Origin of the sequence: Bradyrhizobium erythrophlei (assembly GCF_900129425.1) — a bacterium.
GTDB lineage: Bacteria > Pseudomonadota > Alphaproteobacteria > Rhizobiales > Xanthobacteraceae > Bradyrhizobium > Bradyrhizobium erythrophlei_C.
Window position 1 is genome coordinate 8,123,815 of record NZ_LT670817.1, and the last position, 19,269, is coordinate 8,143,083.

Below are 19,269 nucleotides of genomic sequence, written 5' to 3' on the forward strand. Positions count from 1 at the left end.
CTACCAAAAATTCATTCCCGTCCTCCAATCTCTCCTCGGACGACAAAAACGATTTCAAAAAAAAGCGTCGAACAGGGGATAACGATGTCAGACATTGCCAACGCCTATATTCCGCCTGCCGCCTTGACCGGCAGCATGAGAGATTTCCGCGTACCCGGCGGGGCGGACCTCCTCAGACGCACCGAAGGGTTCTTCAAGTGGCAAAATCTGCGTCGTGAAAACGGCCTCTGGCCGTTTTCTCGCGCCACCGAAGAGGGACCCAGCACGGTCTGCTGGGCACAGGACGATAGCGGCAACAAGATGCGCGGCGTCAATTTTGCCTCGCAGGACTATCTGAGCCTGTCGTCACATTCCGGAATCAAATCGACCGCCAAGGAAACCATCGAACGCTTCGGCGTGCACAGCGCCGGTTCGCCGGCCCTGGTCGGCAATACGTCCTACTCTGTCGCGCTTGAACGCAAGATCGCCGACTTCCTGAAAATGGAGGAAGTGGTGCTGTATCCGACAGGTTGGGCCGCGGGTTTCGGTGTGATCAAGGGCCTGGTCCGGTCGGCCGACCACGTGGTGATGGACATGCTGTCGCATTCCTGTCTGCAGGAGGGTGCGAACGCCGCCACCAACAACATTCATCTGTTCCGCCACCTCGATAACGAATATTGCCGGGACATCCTGACCAAAATCAGGTCGAAGGACAAAGAGAACGGCATTCTGGTCGTGACCGAGGGCCTGTTCTCCATGGACTCGGATACGCCGGATCTGGCGGCCCTTCAGGCGCTCTGTCACGAGTTCAACGCGACCCTGGTTGTCGACGTTGCGCACGATCTGGGCTGCCTCGGTGACGAAGGCCGCGGGCACATCGGCATCCAGAACATGCTCGGCAAGGTCGATATCGTCATGGGCAGCTTTTCCAAGACCTTCGCGTCCAACGGCGGCTTCGTCGCGTGCAAGAGCCGCGCCGTGAAGGAGTATCTGCGCTTCTACAGCGCGCCCGCGACCTTCTCGAACGCGCTGTCGCCGGTCCAGGCGGCAACCATTCTGAAGGCGTTCGAGATCGTCGATTCGCCGGAAGGACGCGCCCAGCGTTCGGCGTTGATGTCGAACGTTCTTAGTCTTCGTCATCAGCTGCGTGAAGCCGGCCTCGACTATTACGGCGATCCGTCTGCGATCGTTTGCGTCAAGATGGGAACGGAAGGCGTTGCCCGTCTCGTGAGCCAGCGCCTGCCGGAACTTGGACTGATCGCCAATCTCGTCGAATTCCCGGCGGTTCCCAAAGGCGCTGCGCGGATCCGGATGCAGGTGATGGCCAACCACTCGGAGCAGAATATCGCCGACGCCGTCCGGATGCTTAAAACCGCTCGGCGTCAAGCCGAATTGCAATTCGAGGACATCAATCAGCCGGCCTCCGTGGCCGCGTCGGTCGCCGCCTGAGCGCAAAAAAATCCGCCCAAAGCAAAAATGTTTTGGGCGGGTCCACTACTTAGAACTCGTTAGATTCGGCTAGTGCTCGTACACGAGCCTCGTCCTGATGGTGCCGTCAAGCGCGCGAATGTCGTCGAGAATTTCGTGGCTGTCGTGGCCGGCCAGATCCACGTCGAGCACGACATAACCTACCTCCCTGTCGGTCTCCAGATGCTGCGCGAAGATATTGATGTCGCGCTGCAGGAATACCTCGCTTAGTCGCCTGAGCATGCCAGGCACGTTGCGATGCACATGACTGAATCGCGCGCCGCGCGGACGTGCCTGCAACTGGACTTGCGGGAAATTTACGGCTCCCATCGTCGAACCGCTGCTGAGATAGTCGAGCATCTTTCGAGCCACTTCCGTTCCGATTCGATCCTGCGCCTCTTCGGTCGAACCGCCAATGTGAGGGGTCAGGATCACGTTCTGCAGGCCCTGCAGGGGACTTTGAAAGCGATCCGCGTTCGAAGACGGTTCGACCGGGAAAACATCGAGCGCGGCGCCCGCCAGATGGCCGTCGCGAAGCGACTTTGCCAGCGCATCGAGATCGACAACAGTGCCGCGGCTGTTATTTATGAGGAATGAACCCGGTCTCATCAGGCGGAGTTCGGCTTCTCCGATCATGCCGGAAGTGGCCGGTGTCTCCGGAACGTGTAGGCTGACGATGTCGCTCTGGGCCAGGAGAATCTGCAGGCTCTCGACGGGCTCGGTATTGCCGTGGCGAAGTCTGTCGGTGTGGTCGAAGAAAATGACCTTCATGCCCATCGCTTCCGCAAGCATCGAAAGCTGCGATCCGATATTGCCGTAGCCGACAATTCCGAGTGTACGACCTCGCACCTCGTGGCTGTCGGTCGCGGATTTGACCCATCCTCCCTGGTGGGCTGCGGCAGAGCGTGGAAAGATGCGCCGAAGCAGCATCACAATCTCGCCGATCACCAGTTCCGCCACGCTGCGGGTGTTCGAGAACGGAGCGTTAAAAACCGGAATGCCGCGCTGGCGGGCAGCATCCAGATCGACCTGGTTCGTACCGACGCTGAAACATCCCACCGTGATCAATCGGTCGGCATCAGAAAAAATATCGCCGGTCAGCCGGGTTCGAGAACGAATGCCCAGCAAGTCGATTCCCTTGATGGCCTGACGCAGCGCGTTTGCCTCGAGGGCTTTTGGCAGGCGTTCGACGCTCAGATATTTCGAATTCAGGAATAGTTCGACGGCACTGTCACTCACGCCCTCAAGAAGAAGGGCGCTGACCGTCTGATCGGCTGGAGAAGGATTGGCTGGCATCGGCAATTGTCCACGCTGTCGTGAGAGTTCGCGCGCTGGGGGTTATTTTCGGCAGGTGCATAAGCCTTTCCTTAGCGCCCGTTTCCCGTGAGCCCGGATGATTGGCATCGCGGCTCCGTCCTTACGTCAAGTTCGCCGCGCTTGGCGAATGTTAGTCTCTTGCCGCCATGGACGGAAGTGGTCAATCTACACTGTTCATGACACATGGTAGCCCGGCCCCCCACGCCGTTCGGCACAAGTCACGTTGCCGCGCGATCAAAACGCGCGCGACGAAACGTAGCATTGCATTTTTGCCCGCAGAGGCAGGTCCTTTCGACACACTGGGATTTTTCAGTGCTGGGGCGCGCGCTTTCGATAGAGGCCGGCGCATGCTTGAGCTTTGGAACAACTGGTACGAGACCCTGGCCTCGGTGGAAGCGCTTGCCACCGTCATCGCTTTTGTCCTGGTGGGCACTGGCGTTATCATGCTGGTGCAAGGTCGGCGGCGATAAACGCGTCCGACAAAATCTGGCGAGACGTCGCCTTCCACAAAATCATCGATGGATTTCTTACGTCGGCTGGCCGTTATTCTCTACGTCGCAGTCGAGATGATCTATCGCGGAGCCTTGGATATTATGAAGCCTGCGTCAGCATGACATGACGCTCGAATGAAGGACGATCGCTTTCCAGGACCGTAAACGCAACTTGGCGACGTGCACAACCCGAAGAGACTGCGGCGTTATGCTCGCCCATCCTCCTGCGTCGCAAAGCCGCAATGACGAAATCAAAACAATTTCTGCGCTGGCGCATTAAAATTGGCGGGAGACCAACGAGCTACAGGGAGCGCAATCATGCTTCCGCCTGGCGGTCGCTTTGCAGCATTTCTACTTGGCGTCTCCGTGATCGCGGCGAGTGTCGGCGCGTACGCCCAGGATTCCAGAAGGGCAGCGCCGCCTGCACCAGCAGCCCGACCGGCGCCGCCGCCTCGACCAACCCCGCCGCCCGCCATGGCCCGTCCCGCACCACCCGCCATGGCTCGCCCTGCGCCGCCTCCAGCAATGGCGCGGCCCGCCGCCCCGGCATTCCGTCCGGCTCCGCCGCCACAGCGTCCGGCCATGGCGCCGCGTCCGATGCCGCAAATTGCTGCACCGCCGCGCCCGGCCACGCCGAGAATCGCCGCACCGTCGCGCCCGAGCGCACCGCCCTCTCCGAGCGCTCGCCCACCGCAACAGGAGCGGGCCGCCCAGCGCGAGCAGCGCATCCAGCAGCGGCAGCAAACCACGCAGGAGCGCCCGCACGACATGCCTTCGCGCCAGAGCGCGCAGAGCCAGGAGCGCATCGATCGCTTGCAGCAGCGCGTTCAGCAGCTGAAGTCGCAACAGCCGGAAGGCCCGCGGGCGCAACGCGCGCAACAAAGGTTGCTGCAGACAGAACAGCGGCAGCTCCAGCGTGAGCAGCGCGTGCAGCAACTCCAGCAAACCGCGCAGGAACGGCAGCGCGACATGCTTTCGCGCCAGAGCGTGCAGCGCCAGGACCGCATCGATCGGTTGCAGCAGCGGGTGCAGCAGCTGCAGTCGCAACGGCCGCAAGGCCTGCGCGAGCAACGCGCACAGCAGCGCTTGCTACAGACACAACAGCGCGTGCTCCGGCAGGAGGAAAGCCTGCAACAACGTGTTCTGGCGCGCCAGGAGCGGTTGGGAATACAGCCTTCGGCTGCGCGCCCCGCCGTTGCTGCCGCAGTGCAAGCTGCCGCGCGCGGGCGGTTTGCACGTCGCTTCGCGAGTGCCGACGACCCACAGGCCGAGATGGCACGCGCGGCTCGGCAGCACGGTTGGGCTCCCCGGCACGCCTGGCGGCGCGGCCTGCGCGCGGCGTTTGTGCCGTGGGGCGGCCACGTGTTCTGGCCCTATGCCTATTCCGACATTTTCGAATACACGTTCTGGCCCTACGCGTACGACCCCGGCTATTGGGCTTACGCTTACGATGACTTTGTCGATGCCGTGTTCTGGGGCACGGAAAGTCCGTATTCCGCCTACGCCAGACAGGCCCCGACTGAATATCCGCAGAGCGGCGGCGCATCCACAGGCTCTCGATCGCGCGAACGCTCAGACGTGAGCCAACAATCTCTCAGCCAACTATGCGGAGATCCGGAAAAGGGCATCACCGCCTGGCCGATCGCTTCAATCGAGCAGGCGGTACAGCCGACGTCCGAGCAGCGCCCATTGCTCGACGAGTTGAAGAGCGCGGCTGCAAAGGCTGCCGATGCGTTCAAGGAGTCTTGCGGCGGGTCGTATGCGATGACTCCGCCCGGCCGCTTGCGGGCGATGACCAACCGCATCAGCGCCACGCTTGAGGCAGTGCGGATCGTTCGGCCCGCACTGGAGAAGTTCTATAACTCTCTCAGCGACGAGCAACAGGCACGTTTCAATGCGCTCGGCCCCAATGTCGGCGAGCGTTCGCAGCCGCGGCAGGAAGCGAACGCGCAGTCCGATACCTGCGGCGAGCCGAAGTCCAGCCTGATCCAACTGCCGATCGAGCGGATTGAAGCCGTGACACGCCCGGCGGGCACACAAAAGGAAGCGCTCGACCGCCTAAGCGGGGCGACGGAGAAGGCGGTTCAAGAGCTGCAAGCTGCCTGCCCGGACGACGTGCCGCTCACGCCGGTCGGACGGCTGGAGGCGATGCAGAAGCGGCTTGAGGCGATGTTGCAGGCAGCCAAACTGGTGCAGCCGACAATGGATGAGTTCTATGCCGCGCTGAGCAGCGAGCAGAAGGCGCGCTTCAATACCCTGGGCCGGTTCGCGGGCCCCTGATCTCGACTGCACCCGACGTGCAAATAGAGGTTTGGGCTGCGCGCTTTATTTCTGTTCGAGAGCAGTCTACTCAATTCCGCCTGTCGATCCGTTCTCCCGTGTCGTCGTTGGCGATCGTATGATGACCTAAAGCGGGTAAATGCAGGTCAGGCGAGCGGGTGAAATCCTCAGGCCTTGGGTTGAGCCGACACCTGCTGCAAACCGCCGATCAGGTTGAGCATTTTTAGTAATATGTCTCTTGAGCGGGAAAGCCTGGCGGACGTGAGGTTGCGAACGCTGTCAGCTTTTTTCGAGCGAACCGGCAGAGTCACAACCGCAGATTTAGTCGGCTCCAGCTCTTCATTCAGTTCCATGGCTTGGAGCTTTAGTAGTATCCATCAAGATGCAACTTTCGAGTGACTTCTACGGTCGATTACACTATCTGTTGCCGCAAATTAAACATTTGAGAACAATTGGCAGGCGCGAATGCCTTTTTGGTTGAGTGGCGCTGATTTTCGTCATCGCGCCGATGCCTGGAAACCCCAGCCCCAATGTCAGCCTGACGTGCAGCCCGGCGCCCCTCACCGCCGGCGTGACTTCGGCAAATCGTTTCGGCTTCAGCGATGCGATCGACGGCTTCGACGTCCAGATGATGGGCGGCGCCCTCGGCCTTTCATCCAGAGCCGGACCAACCCGATGATTGATACCGCGGCCTTCAGGGATCGCCGGGATGGTGGGCCGCTGGCGGCGACTCGCGCGACGGTTTGATGACGAAAACGGGGACTTGATCCATGACTGAACGCCACAATCGGCTGCAGGCGGGGAACCAACTCTACCACCAGGGCGGGCTGGATGACGGGACGTGGGCGTTCGACGCCGCCAACGCCGCGTCGCTCGATGCGAGCCCGTTCAGCTTGAACAGTGGGACGCCCGTCATCTCGCCGGGCGCGGCGGGGCCGTCGCAAGTCGTCTTCATTGATTCCCGTACGCCCGATATCGCCGACCTCATCAACGGTGCTTTACCCGGCGAGCAGATCTTCGTCCTTGATCCGACGCAGGATGGTCTCGACCAGATCGCCTCGATCCTCAAGGCGAACGATCTAAGCGGGCTGTCGGCGATTTCGATCGTCGGCCACGGCGCCTCGGGTGAAATCGATCTCGGCTCGGCCGTGATCGACGATGCGAACCTTGGACATGACGCCGCGGCCCTGTCCGTAATCGGGGCGTCGCTGGCGCCCGGCGGCGATCTTGCACTCTATGCCTGCGACACCGCGGCCGGCGCGACCGGTCATCAATTCATCGCGGACCTCTCCGCCTATGCCGGTGGCGCCGACGTCGCCGCGGCGACGCATCTCGTCGGCAGCACCGATCTCGGGGGAAGCTGGACGCTCGATGCGTCGACCGCACCGGCCGCGCCCGCACCAGCACCATTCACCGCTTCCGCGCTTGCGGACTACAATGGCGTGCTTGGCACCCAGCCCGGCCGGATATTCCTCACCACCAGCAATACGGAGGTGATCAGCATCGATGTCAACGGCAGCGCCGGCACCACGACCGCCACCACGCTTGCCAGTGCAGCGACCACCAGCAATTTCCATTTGAGCCTCTATGGCATTGCCAGCGACACGGCCAGCGGCAAGTATTTCGTGGTCGACGAAGCCGCCCTCGGCGGCTCCTCGTCGACGATTCTCGCAGGCAATATCAGCGGCGGCGGCGGCGCGGTGACGCCGATCTATACCTCCGCGGTCGGCGCGGGTATTTACGGCATGCGCTTCGACCCGCAGAACAGCAAGCTGTATTTCGCCCAGGTCGATCCCGGCTGGCCCAGCGTTACGACTGCGACCGGCATCTACACCATCAATGAGGACGGCACCGGGCTCAGCAAGCTGGTGTCGTTCACCGGGGCCGACAGCGCCACTACGTTTGCCATCGACACGGCCGACAATCTGCTGTTTTTCACCAATGGCGGCTTCAACACGAATCCCGTCGAAAGCGTCGAAGTCGCAAACCTGACGACCGGCGCGATCATCTCCACGAACCTTTTCTCCATCGATCCTACCACGAGCCAGCTCGTTGGCGGGATTGACGTCGACCCCGCCAATCACAAAATCTACTGGACGACGTCCGATCCGCAAGTTTCCGGCAACAACGAGGTGTTCAGCGCCACGTTCATCACTGGCGCTTCAGTCACGCTTTCCAATATCGCCCCCATCTACACGGGTTCGGTAACCAGCCAGCCGTTCGACGTTTCCATCGACGTCGCCGACGGCATTTTTTATACCGCCACCACGGACGGGACGAACTTCAAACTGGTCGAAGGCAACCTCAACGGGACCGGTAGTCCGGCCACGGTCTATTCAGCGAGCGGATATAATCCGGTCTTCATGAGCCTCGAGCTAGCGCCGACGCTGACGCTGAGCGGCACGGCGCCGACCGTCCTCAAGGACGGTCCGGCGGTGACACTCGACAGCGCCGCCACCGTCGTGGACAGCGCGCAGGACATCGCCAGCGCAACGGTGTCGATCACCGGCAACCTTGCCAGCGGCGACACGCTGAGCTTCGAGAACGGCGCAAGCCACTTCACCTTCGGGGACGGTCACACCATCAGCGCCAGCTTCAGCGCCGGCGTCCTGAGTCTGACCGGCGACGCCACCGCGGCGGAGTACCAGTCGGCGCTGGACACCATCGCTTTCAGCACCACGAGTTCGAACTCCGCGGACCGCACCGTCAGCTGGAGCGTCAGCGACGGCAATCTCTCCAGCGCCACCTCGACCAGCACGGTGCATGTGCTGGGCGCCCCCCAGGTGGCCGGCGAGGGCCACACCTCGTCGAGCGGATCTCACATCGACGCCGGCAAGACCGTTACCTTCACCGTCGCGTTCAGCTCTGCCGTGACCGTGACGACCGGGGCAAACGGCGCGCCGACACTGCAGCTCAACGACTCCGAGGTGGCGACCTATTCGTCGGGCTCGGGCACGAACACGCTGACATTTAGCTACACGGTGCAGCCCGGCGATACCCAGACCGATCTAAAAGCGACGTCGTTCGTCGCCCTGCCGACCGGTACGACGATCAAGGACGGTTCGGGCCAGGATGCCGATCTGAGCGGTTTCACCGCGATCGACACCGGCGTGCAGGTCGACACGACCGCGCCGAGCGTGACCTCGGTCGGCGTCCCCGCCAACGCCACCTACATCGCCGGACAGGACCTCGATTTCACCGTCCATTTGAGCGAGGCGGTGACGGTGACGGGTACGCCCGAAATCGCCCTGACGCTGGATACCGGTGGCACCGTCGATGCAACATATGTCAGCGGCAGCGGCACCTCGGCACTGGTTTTCAGCTACGCGGTGACCGGCGGCGAAGCCGATACCAACGGCATCGGCGTCGGAAACGCCATCATTCTCAATGGCGGCACCGTGCAGGATGCCGCGGCCAATGCCGCTACGCTGACGCTCGCCAGCGTCGGTTCGACGTCGGGCGTGCTGGTGGATGCGATCCCGCCGACGGTCGCTTCGGTTTCGGTCCCGACCGACGGTGTCCACAGCGTCGGTCAGGCGCTGACTTTTACCGTGCATTTCAGCGAGAACGTGCTGGTCACGACCGGCGGCGGCGCTCCCTATATCGATGTGACGCTGGATACCGGCGGCACCGTGCATGCGGTCTATACCGGCGGATCGGGCACGCCAGACCTTACGTTCTCCTACACCATCGCGAGCGGCAACGACGACTCTAACGGCATTGCGGTCGGCAGTTCGATCAACCTCAACGGCGGCACGATCAAGGACGCCGCCACCAATGCAGCGGTGCTGACGCTCAACAGCGTCGGCTCCACCACGGGCGTGCTGGTCGATGCGATCCCGCCGACAGTGTCGTCGATTCACACGGTGGACAGCAGCGCCAATAACCTCGACACCGAACACTTCACCGTGACGTTTTCGGCCCCGGTCAACGGCGTCGACGCCAGCGACTTCACATTGGTCGGCACCGGCACGGTGGGCGGCGCGATCACTTCGGTCTCCGGCAGCGGCACCACCTGGAATGTTACGGTCGGCAACGTCACCGGCGACGGCACGCTGCGGCTGGACCTGAACAACAGCGGCGACCCCATTACCGACAATTACGGCAACACGCTCACGGCCGCGCATACGGGCGATCAGAGCTACACGATCGAACATACCGCGCCGGCAGCGCCGACGCTGGCATTGACCCATGACACCGGCGTGTCGAACAGCGACAACATCACCAGCGATCCCTCGATCACCTATTCGGCGCCGGCATCAGGCGATACGCTGCTCTACAAGGTCGATGGCGGCAGTTTCTCGGCGACGGCCCCTGTATTCGCCACCGACGGTTCGGCCGATGGCTTGCATACGGTCTCGGTCGAGGAGGAGGATGCCGCCGGCAATATCAGTGCCGCCGCGAGCCTGAGCTTTACGCTCGACACGACTGCGCCGGCAACGCCGACGCTGGTCTTGACGCATGATACCGGTGTGTCGAACACCGACGGGGTAACAAGCGATCCGTCGATCACCTATTCGACGCCGGCGCCGGGCGATACGCTGCTCTACAAGGTCGATGGCGGCGGTTATTCGGCGACGGTGCCGGTGTTCGCGACCGACCATTCCGCCGATGGCATGCATACGGTTTCGGTCGAGGAGGTTGATTCCGCCGGCAATGTCAGCAACGTCGCAAGCCTGAGCTTTACGCTCGACACGACAACCCCGGCAGCGCCGACGCTGGTCCTGACGCATGACACCGGCGCGTCGAACACCGACCACCTCACCAGCGATCCCTCGATCATCTATTCGACGCCCGCGGCGGGCGACACGCTGCTCTACAAGGTCGATGGCGGCAGTTATTCGGCGACGGTGCCGGTGTTCGCGACCGACCATTCGGCCGATGGTTCGCACACGGTTTCGGTCGAGGAGGTCGACGCCGCCGGCAACGTCAGCTCCGCTGCGAGCCTGAGCTTCACCCTCGATACGACAGCGCCGGCAGCGCCGACGCTGGCGCTCACGCATGATACCGGCGTGTCGAATACCGACCACCTCACCAGCGATCCCTCCATCACCTATGCGCTGTCCGCGGCAGGCGACACGCTGCTCTACAAGGTCGATGGCGGCAGCTATTCGGCGACGGTACCGGTATTCGCCACCAACGGCTCGGCCGATGGCCTGCATACGGTGTCGATCGAGGAGGTCGACGCCGCCGGCAATGTCAGCGCCGCCGCGAGCCTAAGCTTCACGCTCGACACCGCCAAGCCGACGGTGTCGGTCACAGCGGATCACAATGCGCTGCTGGCCGGACAAACCGCGCTCATGACCTTCACCTTTTCCGAGGCGGTCTCGGGCTTCGCGCTCGGCGACACCACGGTCACCGGCGGCACGCTGAGCAATCTGGTCCAGGACAGTCACAACGCCGACGTCTATACCGCGACCTTTACGCCGAACGCGAGCAACACCGAGGCGGGCTCGGTCCAGGTCAATGCCTCAAGCTACGCCGATATCGCCGGCAACGATGGTACGGCGAGCAGCATCGTCTCTTTTACCGGCGATACGCTGGCCCCGACGGCCGTGGCCACGGCCTCGCCCTCGAGCGGTACCGAGGCCATCGGCGATCTCGTGCATATCACGCTGGCGTTCGGCGAAGCCGTCACGATTGCGGGCAGCGCGCCGGGGCTGGCGCTCAACGACGGCGGCACCGCCACCTACGATGCCGCTGCGACCGTAGCGCTGCATGACGCGAGCAAACTGGTGTTCGATTACACGGTCACAGCCAGCGATGCCAATACCTCGCCGCTGGCCATTACCGATGTCACCCACGGGACGACCATCACGGATCTGGCCGGCAATGAGGCTGGCGTCGCCGCGACGTTGACGGGGCTCGGGGTCGTGACCTCCCTTGTCACCGCGAATCCCGACACCAATCATGCGGTCGCCAGCCAGACGGTCACGGCCGATGCGGCCCATGGCGTGCTCGCCAACGACGCCGACACCAGCCCCGCCGACCATGTGGTCGTGAGCGCAGTCGACGGGCTGGCGGCCGACGTCAATCAGCCGGTCGCGGGAGAATATGGCAGCCTTACACTTCATGCCGACGGCAGCTACTCGTATACGGCGAGCAGCGCGGTCACCGGAGAGGGCACCGACACGTTCACCTATACGGCGAGCAACGGCCATGGTCCGGATTCCACGTCGACGCTGACCATTACCGTGAGCGGCGCCAACCAGAACTATATCGAGGTCCCGTCCGGCGGTTCAGGCGCCGGCGGATACAACAATACCGTGCTCGACGGCAGCGCCGGCGGCGCCACCCTCACCGCCGCCGCCACCTTCAACGCCCATCAGATCCTGGTTGGCGGCCCGGGCGATATCCTGAACGCCGCAAGTTTCGGCCAGGATACCTTCGTCTTCGCCGATAATTTCGGCCACGAAACCATCAACAATTTCCATCCGGCGCTGGACGTCATTCAACTGCAACAGTCGCAGTTCGGCAGCCTCGCCGCTGTCATGGCCGATATCCAGCAGGTCGGGGCCGACAGCGTCCTTACCCTGGACGCCAACCATGTGATCACCATCACCAACACCCCGCACACCAGCCTGACCGCATCGGACTTCCATCTCGTGTAAGGCCCCGCTCGTCTGAAGGTTGAGACCGAATTTTGTTGCAACGTGGCGAAATCGTCACAGCCACGGGCCGAGTCGTCCGATACAACGCAAGCAGTGACCGTTGGGTGGTCTGATTTCCGGGGTGGCCAAATGGTCGCGAATATCGTCAAGAAACTGGGGCTTGCAACCGTCGCCTGGATCGCGGCGGCTTCCCTTGGTGCGGCTGTCGCCGCCGACCTTTCGCCGGCCTACAAGGCGCCGGTCAAGGCCATTGCCCCGGCATCGGGTTGGACCGGGTTCTACATCGGCGGCAACGTCGGATATGGCTGGGATTCCGGTTCATCGGGCGTATCGGCCCTTTCGACGGATGCCGCCCTGGCGCCGGCGTTGGCAGCGATCCTCGCCGCCGGGTCCTATCCGACTTCGCTTTCCCCATCGGCGAAGGGTGTGATCGGCGGCGGTCAGATCGGCTACAATTGGCAATTGCCGTCACAATGGCTTGTTGGCCTCGAGGCCGACCTGCAGGCCTCCGGCATCAAGGGGTCGGACAGCCAGACACGGTCGCCCCCATTTTTCGATATGACCTCAACCGGCGTGACCAAATCCATCGACTGGTTCGGCACGGTGCGCGGGCGGGTCGGATTTCTCGTGACCCCGCAATGGCTGCTGTATGGGACCGGCGGCCTGGCTTATGGCGAAACCAAATCCAGCTTCACAACCACCGATCTGGCCTTCGGCTGCATACCGAACGCAACGCTTTGCGCCAACGGCGCGTCGTCGGGCATCCGTGCGGGCTGGACCGCGGGAGCCGGCGCCGAGGCGATGCTGGCGCCGAATTGGAGCGTTAAGGTCGAGTATCTCTACGTCGATCTCGGCGGCCGCTCGATGAACATTCCGGCATTCACCCTTCCGGCCATCGTGTTCAGCGCCTCGACCCCGTTCCGCGAGCAGATCGCGCGCGTCGGGTTGAACTATCACTTCGACTGGGCCGGGCCTGTCGTCGCCAGATACTGAGCGCCAAAGCAAATATCGATCGAAGATTGTCGCCGCATCGCCAGCGCCGGTCTGGCCCTGGGCGAACTGCAGCAGGTTCCGCCTAACCGAAACACGTTCTCGTGGCCTCATGGTTCGCGACGCGCGGCATTGCTACACTTCCCTTTTGTTCGGTCGTTCCACAGAGCTGCCCGATTCACCTCAATTGCCTGGTCAGGATTGGCGCCTGACGACGGCAATCGCGACGCTGTGAGAATGCCGGTCAAGGTGTTGCGTGTGCGCGCGCGAGGAGTAGCCATCGGAGTGCGGACGCGAGTCTGCAAAATCCAATGCGTCGCCCGGGCAGCAAGCAATGCACAAAAATTTCAAAATCAGACATGTTCGGAAAACGGCCGACCGCTATTTCGTCACCCTGAATAAAAAAATATTTAATTGGCGTTCGACATGACGCAGATAGAGTCCGATTCCATGTTGGAGCATTCCATGGATTCGAAAAACCAGTTCTACGCTCTTGAAGTCATGTGCCGTGAGCGCGCCGCCGTGGCGAAAAAAGAAATGATATACTGGCTGACCGAGGCCGAAGAATGGGCGCAGTTTAGAAAATCCAGCGATCCATCTCTGGTGGCTGCGCAAGCATCCCGCTCCAATTCAGAGCCGCCTGCAAAGTGATGTTAGCGGCGGTAATATCCCGGGGCCCTTAATCGCACCTGTGTGGAAGTACACAATTCGCAAACGAGTTAGGACCGTCCGCAAAACGTACCGGGTTGAATAGCGGTCCAAATTGCCAGCCAGCGAGTGCCCAGGTTGGTGTTGCTCGCGACCGCCGGCGCCTTTTTGGTGTTGCAGACGGCGCAGATGTCGTAATCTTGAAGGGGCGCATTGCGCCTCATGCCGACCGGCCGAGAGGACCCAATGAAAATTCGTGGAGCAATAGCTCTGGTCACCGGAGCTAATCGAGGCCTCGGTCGGGCTTTCCTGCGGCATCTGCGCGAAGCAGGCTGCGCAAAGGTCTACGCCGGCGTGCGCCAGCTTGAAAGCCTTGGCGCTGGCATCGAGAACGCCGTCCAGTTGGATATCACCGACCCTGAACAGGTGGCTGCGGCTGCGGCTCGGTGCCAGGACGTTGATCTTCTGATCAACAACGCAGGCGTCGCCAAGTTCACACCGCTGCTGGGCTCTCCAACCGTCGACAATGCGCGCGCGGAAATGGAGACGAATTATTTCGGCACGCTGGAGATGTGCAGGGCGTTCGCGCCGATCCTCAAGCAAAACGGCGGCGGCGCATTGGTCAACGTGCTCTCGGTGGTGAGCTGGTTCAACGCGCCGATGCAGGGATCATACTGCGCGTCGAAGTCCGCAGAATGGTCGCTTACCAAGGCCGTCAGGTTCGAGCTGCGAAATCAAGGCACGCTGGTTGCCGGCGTCCATGCCGGATACATCGACACCGAAATGGTCGCGGCGCTGACAGATCCGAAGACCAGCCCGGACGATATCGTCAATCGCGTGCTTGCGGGAATTGAACACGGAGATGAAGAGATCCTCGCAGACGAGCGATCGGAAACGCTACGTGCCGAGTTGCTCGGAAATTATGCGCCGTTCGAAAGCGCCATGCAGCAGACTTGGGATGAGTATCAACGCCGGATCACGCGCTAAAGGATCCCCGCGAACGGTTTTCGACGGGCGTCTGGGCTATTGAAGGTGATGCTTCAGCGCATCCCCCAGCAATGCGATATCTCTGGTTGCTGCAGTACCGTCAAATGTAAGCGCCAATTCATCGATGCCGGCGTTTGCATAGTCGGTCGCCCGCGCAATGCACTCGTCCGGCGTTCCCGTCAGCGAATAGGCCTGGGTGAATTTTTCACTCAGGACGTCAGCCGCGTCATCTCCGGCCTTGATCCGGAGCGTGGCGGCCTCGAACTCGCTCTCCGAAATATCGGTTCCGGCGAACAGCGCCTCCTTGGCGGAGGGAATTTGCTGGCTGAGCCCCCAGTAGTTCGGCATCATCTCGCCGACGGCGCGCTTGCCGATCCTTTGGGCTTCGTCGCGATCGCCGTGAACCGCGCAGGGCATATACTGAACGACGCGCGCCAGGCCGTCACGTCCGGCGGCCTTGCGGCTGTCCATCACCTTCGCCGCCGAACGGCGGCCAAACTCCAGCGAACACATGTTGGAAATCAGCAAACCATCGGCGCTTTCGCCGGTCAGTTTGAGCGTGAGGTCACCCCTGCCCGCCACGAAAATAGGAACGTCTCCCCGCGTCGCATAACCGAGTTTCACGTCCCGCACCGAAAACGCCTTTCCGGTATAGGTGACTTTCTCGCCGCGCAGCAGCGGCTGCAGAATTGCCAGGGTATCCCGCACCGCGACCACGGGCTTGTCCGAACTCGACCCGATCTTCTGCACGGACGAGCCGATGCCGGCGCCGATGCCAAGCATCGCCCGCCCGTCGGAGAGTTCGTCAAGCGCGCCGATCTCCATCGCCATCATGGAGGGATGACGGCTGAACGGATTGAACACACCGGCGCCGATGCGGAGCCGGCTGGTAGCCACCGCGCAGGCCGCCGCCGCCGGCAGCACGCCGCGCGCAAAGGCGTTTTCCGCAAACCATGCGGTCGAGAAGCCGGAGCGATCGGCCGCGATCGCCAGTTCCACGCATCGGCGCGCCGTCAGCATGCCATGCAGCCGAAGGCTGATGCGTGGCAGCGGTCGGGTCTTTCCGTTTTTCGGCGTCATCGCCTTATTTCATCGTAACGAGGTCGAAGTCCCTCGCCTGCTTGCGCACCTTTTCGCGGTCGAACTTGTTGATCTCGGGGATCAGGGCATTGGTGAAAATGCGATCGAGCGGCAGCTCTTCCTTCAGGATGCCATTGGTCTTCATGAAGTCGACCAGGCGCTTCCAGTCGGCGTCGATGAACAGTCCGTAGACGCCCTTGGTCTTCGGCGAATCCCAGATTTCCATCCGCTTGGTGTTGACCATGATGCCGCCCTTCAACGCCTCTTCCGGGCTGACATTCTTCGGCTCGGATTCCGGGAACAGCTTCCAGCTTATCTTCACCGCCGCAGCCGGGTTCGCCACCGAGAACACGTAGCCCTTGGCGACGGCACGCGCAAAGCCCGTCAGCATCTTCGGATTGTCGGCAAGGACTTCGCGGCGGGTGACGAGGCCTACGTCAGGCAGACTGGCGAAGCCCTCGCCCGTATCCAGGTAGCGAATCTTGAAACCGTTGGCTTCGAACTTGTTGGTCTCCTGGGTTGAGAAGATCAGCGCATCGACTGCATTCAGGTTCAAGGCACCGACCGCCTGCGCGCCGCTGCCGACGGCGATGAAGCTGATGTCTCTGACGGGATCGAGCCCGGCTTCCGCGGCGAGCGCCTTGCCGAAGGTCGCCGCCGCACTGCCCATCGCGGCCATGCCGATCCTCTTGCCCTTCAGATCCTTGATGCTCCGGATCGGGCTGTCCGGCTTCACGGTGACCGACCAGATGCTGCGGTAGTTGGCCTCGTAGAAGTATTCGAGATCGAGCGCCCCCGGTGACTGCATGCCGACCAGCGCCTGGCCCGGCGAAGCAAGACCGATGTCGCCGGCGCCGGTGCTGACCGCCAGCGCGACTTCATTGGAGCCGCCGACCGCGATCAGATTGACGTCGAGGCCTTCCTCGGTGAAGTAGCCGAGATATTTCGCGACGCTTAATGGCGAGAACGCCTCGTTGATCAGTTTGGCGGGGATCAGCGCCTTGATCTTGATGTCGGCGGCCTGACCCGGACCCGCCAGCAGGCAGAGGCCGGTCGCCAGCAGGGCCAGCGCGCGGATCGATTTCGGCATGGTCATGTCAAACTCCCGTTCTTGTGGATGGGGATGTCCCGCGCGCCGGCTGGCGCTTGTCTTCGATGAGCTGCCACAGCCGCGGCGGACTGAACGGCAGGTGACAGGGCTCGATGCCGAGCGGCCGCAGCGCCGCGGCAATGGCATTGCCGACTGCGCCGCCGACGGCAATCAGGCCGCCCTCGCCGGCGCCCTTGGCGCCAAGCGGATTGTTCGGACACGGCCGCAACGCCAGCGAGATCGAGCGGATATTCGGAAAATCATCGGCGGTCGGCAGCAGATAGTCGGCGAACGATCCGGTCAGGATCTGGCCCTGATCGTCGTAATGGATCTGCTCTAGGAACACGCTGCCGAGGCCCTGCACCACGGCGCCCAGTACCTGGCCATGCAGCGTCGCCGGATTGATGATCCGGCCGACGTCTTCGACGGTCAGGTAGTCCAGAATCTCGACATGCCCGGTGCGCGGATCCACCGCGACATGCACCGCATGAGCGCCGTAGCTGTAGGTGTGTTTTGAGTTTGAAAAACTGCGTTCCGCAACGACGCCGAGCGCGCCGAGTTCGGCGAAGGTCAGAACGCGGTTGTTGTGCCGGGCCGCGCCTTCGCTGACGTCGACGGCATCCGGCGCGCACTGGAAGATCCCGCTCGCGATGGTGCGGATTTCCGCCTTCAGCGCCTCGACGGCGACGAGCACCGCGTTGCCGCCCATCACCGTGGAGCGCGAATGGAACGAGCCGAAGCCTTCGGTGACCAGCGTGGTCGAACCGTGCAGCAGCCTGATCCGGTCCATCGGCACTTCGAGGGCGTCGGAGGCGATCTGCCCCAGAACCGTTTCCAGTCCCTGCCCGAGCGCCGACGACCCCACCGCGACCGTCACCGTGCCATCGCCGTTGAGCGTGATCCTGGCGCCTTCGCGCGGGCCGGCAGAGCCGCCTTCGATGAACATCGCCAGCCCATAGCCGTGATGGCGGCCGTCGATCAGTTCGCCCTGGCGCTTCGAACGCCGTTTCCAGTCGAACGCCTCAAGGCAGCGATCGAGCACCATCTCATAGGCGCCGCCGTCGCATTCGGTCTCCGCGCTGGGATCGATATGCCGCATCCGCGCCAGCTTGTAGGGCATCTGCGCTTCGGTCACGACATTGCGGCGGCGAAACTCGGCGGGGTCGATGCCAAGATCGAACGCCGCCATGTCGAACAGCCGCTCGCAGAAAAAGCTGGCCTCGAAGCGGCCGGGCCCGCGATAGGTGCCGGCCGGCGTCTTGTTGGTCATGAACACCGCGGCATCGACCGCGATATTCGGCACGTGATAGGGGCCGGAGAGAAACTGCGCGGCATTGCGCGGCGCGGTGAAGCCATTGGTTCGGACATAGGCGCCGAGATCGACATGAATGGTGCCGCGCAGTCCCAGCACGGTGCCGTCGCGCGTGCAGGCGATCTCGATCTCCGCGGACATGTCGCGGGCGTGATTCATCGCGGTGAAGTGCTCGCGGCGATCTTCGACCCAGCGCACCGGACGTTTCACATGCATCGCGCAGAACGGAATCAGGAAATCTTCCGGATAGAACTCGCCGCGCGCGCCAAAACCGCCGCCGACGTCGACCTCCATCATGTCGACGGCCGCTACCTCCAGCCCGAGCATCCGCGCCAACAGGCTCCGGTTGAAGAACGGCACCTTGGCGGCGCCATGCACGGTGAGATGGCGTTTGCGTTCGTCCCAGTCGGCGAACAGGCCGCGGGTCTCCATCGGCATGGCGCCATGGCGCTGCACGCTGAAGGATTCGCGGCGGGTATAGTCGGCCGAGGCGAAAGCGGCATCGGCATCGCCCTTTGCCGCCGTGAACGTCATCGGCCGGTTGCTGCCGGCATCGGGAAACAGCAGGACGCGATCAGCGGAGGCGCTGGCCATATCCGGGACCACATCGAGCGGCGCGATCTCAATTTCAATCAGCGCGGCGGCGTCTTCGGCGATCGACAGATCGTCGGCAATGATGACGGCGATCGGTTCGCCGACATAGCGCACGACGGTGTCGGCGATCACCGGCTGCAGGAACGGCAGCCCCTCATCGAGCACCTGCTGCCGCAGCGGAATCTTTTGAACGCTCGACGGCATATCCGATGCCGTGATGATAGCGCGCACGCCCGGCAGTGCCAGCGCCGCCTCGGCACGGATGGCCATCAACCGGCCATGGGCGACGCTGCTGCGCAGGATCGCGGCGTAGGTGGTGCGGTCGGACTTCAGGTCGGCGACATATTGCCCCTCGCCGCGGAGAAAGCGCCGGTCTTCGGTGCGCTGCACCGGGCTGCCCACCAGCGTGTTGGTCATGCGCAT

Annotated in this window: 14 protein-coding genes; 8 read left to right on the forward strand and 6 right to left on the reverse strand. The window is 62.7% G+C overall.

What is annotated here, in order from left to right:
• The first annotated feature begins 84 nt into the window (after window positions 1-84).
• A complete protein-coding gene (locus B5527_RS38690) occupies window positions 85-1,428 on the forward strand; it encodes an aminotransferase class I/II-fold pyridoxal phosphate-dependent enzyme (protein WP_197689246.1) in 1,344 nt (447 codons plus the stop codon).
• Window positions 1,429-1,497: 69 nt separating this feature from the next.
• Here the strand turns inward: B5527_RS38690 and serA are convergent, their stop codons facing one another.
• Window positions 1,498-2,742: a phosphoglycerate dehydrogenase gene (serA, locus tag B5527_RS38695; RefSeq protein ID WP_079606177.1), complete on the reverse strand. Its 1,245-nt coding sequence runs from the start codon at window positions 2,740-2,742 to the stop codon at window positions 1,498-1,500.
• Between the two features lie 368 nt (window positions 2,743-3,110).
• Here serA and B5527_RS47255 point away from each other — a divergent pair, with 368 nt between their 5' ends.
• Entirely contained in the window at window positions 3,111-3,233 is a 123-nt protein-coding gene (locus B5527_RS47255; RefSeq protein ID WP_276329298.1) for a hypothetical protein, read from the forward strand.
• A gap of 337 nt (window positions 3,234-3,570) precedes the next feature.
• On the opposite strand, the gene B5527_RS47260 is transcribed toward B5527_RS47255, so the two are convergent.
• Entirely contained in the window at window positions 3,571-3,903 is a 333-nt protein-coding gene (locus tag B5527_RS47260) for a hypothetical protein (protein ID WP_276329299.1), read from the reverse strand.
• Window positions 3,904-4,022: 119 nt separating this feature from the next.
• On the opposite strand from B5527_RS47260, the gene B5527_RS38705 reads away from it, so the two are divergent.
• Window positions 4,023-5,534, forward strand: a complete 1,512-nt coding sequence (locus B5527_RS38705) for a Spy/CpxP family protein refolding chaperone (RefSeq protein WP_276329300.1) — start codon at window positions 4,023-4,025, stop codon at window positions 5,532-5,534.
• Between the two features lie 167 nt (window positions 5,535-5,701).
• Here the strand turns inward: B5527_RS38705 and B5527_RS38710 are convergent, their stop codons facing one another.
• On the reverse strand, window positions 5,702-5,887 hold the full coding sequence (locus B5527_RS38710) for a hypothetical protein (protein WP_079606180.1): 186 nt from the start codon (window positions 5,885-5,887) through the stop codon (window positions 5,702-5,704).
• Between the two features lie 128 nt (window positions 5,888-6,015).
• Between B5527_RS38710 and B5527_RS38715 the strand changes: the two genes are divergently transcribed.
• From B5527_RS38715 to B5527_RS38735, 5 genes are all read left to right on the forward strand, one after another.
• Complete coding sequence (locus B5527_RS38715) at window positions 6,016-6,213, forward strand: hypothetical protein (protein ID WP_079606181.1); 198 nt, start codon at window positions 6,016-6,018, stop codon at window positions 6,211-6,213.
• Between the two features lie 91 nt (window positions 6,214-6,304).
• Window positions 6,305-12,145: a DUF4347 domain-containing protein gene (locus B5527_RS38720; RefSeq protein ID WP_079606182.1), complete on the forward strand. Its 5,841-nt coding sequence runs from the start codon at window positions 6,305-6,307 to the stop codon at window positions 12,143-12,145.
• A 129-nt stretch (window positions 12,146-12,274) separates the two neighbouring features.
• Complete coding sequence (locus B5527_RS38725) at window positions 12,275-13,138, forward strand: outer membrane protein (RefSeq protein ID WP_079606183.1); 864 nt, start codon at window positions 12,275-12,277, stop codon at window positions 13,136-13,138.
• Between the two features lie 462 nt (window positions 13,139-13,600).
• Window positions 13,601-13,786 (forward strand): hypothetical protein, encoded by a 186-nt coding sequence (locus B5527_RS38730; protein WP_154072773.1) that lies wholly within the window; start codon window positions 13,601-13,603, stop codon window positions 13,784-13,786.
• 243 nt (window positions 13,787-14,029) lie between these two features.
• On the forward strand, window positions 14,030-14,770 hold the full coding sequence (locus B5527_RS38735) for an SDR family oxidoreductase (protein WP_079606185.1): 741 nt from the start codon (window positions 14,030-14,032) through the stop codon (window positions 14,768-14,770).
• Between the two features lie 36 nt (window positions 14,771-14,806).
• Here the strand turns inward: B5527_RS38735 and B5527_RS38740 are convergent, their stop codons facing one another.
• Genes B5527_RS38740 through B5527_RS38750 form a run of 3 tightly spaced genes read right to left on the reverse strand, consistent with a single transcriptional unit; the run spans window position 14,807 to window position 19,269 of the window.
• Complete coding sequence (locus B5527_RS38740) at window positions 14,807-15,850, reverse strand: LLM class flavin-dependent oxidoreductase (RefSeq protein ID WP_079606186.1); 1,044 nt, start codon at window positions 15,848-15,850, stop codon at window positions 14,807-14,809.
• Between the two features lie 4 nt (window positions 15,851-15,854).
• Window positions 15,855-16,946 carry an ABC transporter substrate-binding protein gene (locus B5527_RS38745; RefSeq protein WP_172842800.1) on the reverse strand — a complete coding sequence of 364 codons (1,092 nt, stop codon included), beginning with the start codon at window positions 16,944-16,946 and terminating at the stop codon, window positions 15,855-15,857.
• A gap of 1 nt (window position 16,947) precedes the next feature.
• Window positions 16,948-19,269, reverse strand: coding sequence for a xanthine dehydrogenase family protein molybdopterin-binding subunit (locus B5527_RS38750; protein WP_079606188.1), 2,322 nt, complete (start codon window positions 19,267-19,269; stop codon window positions 16,948-16,950).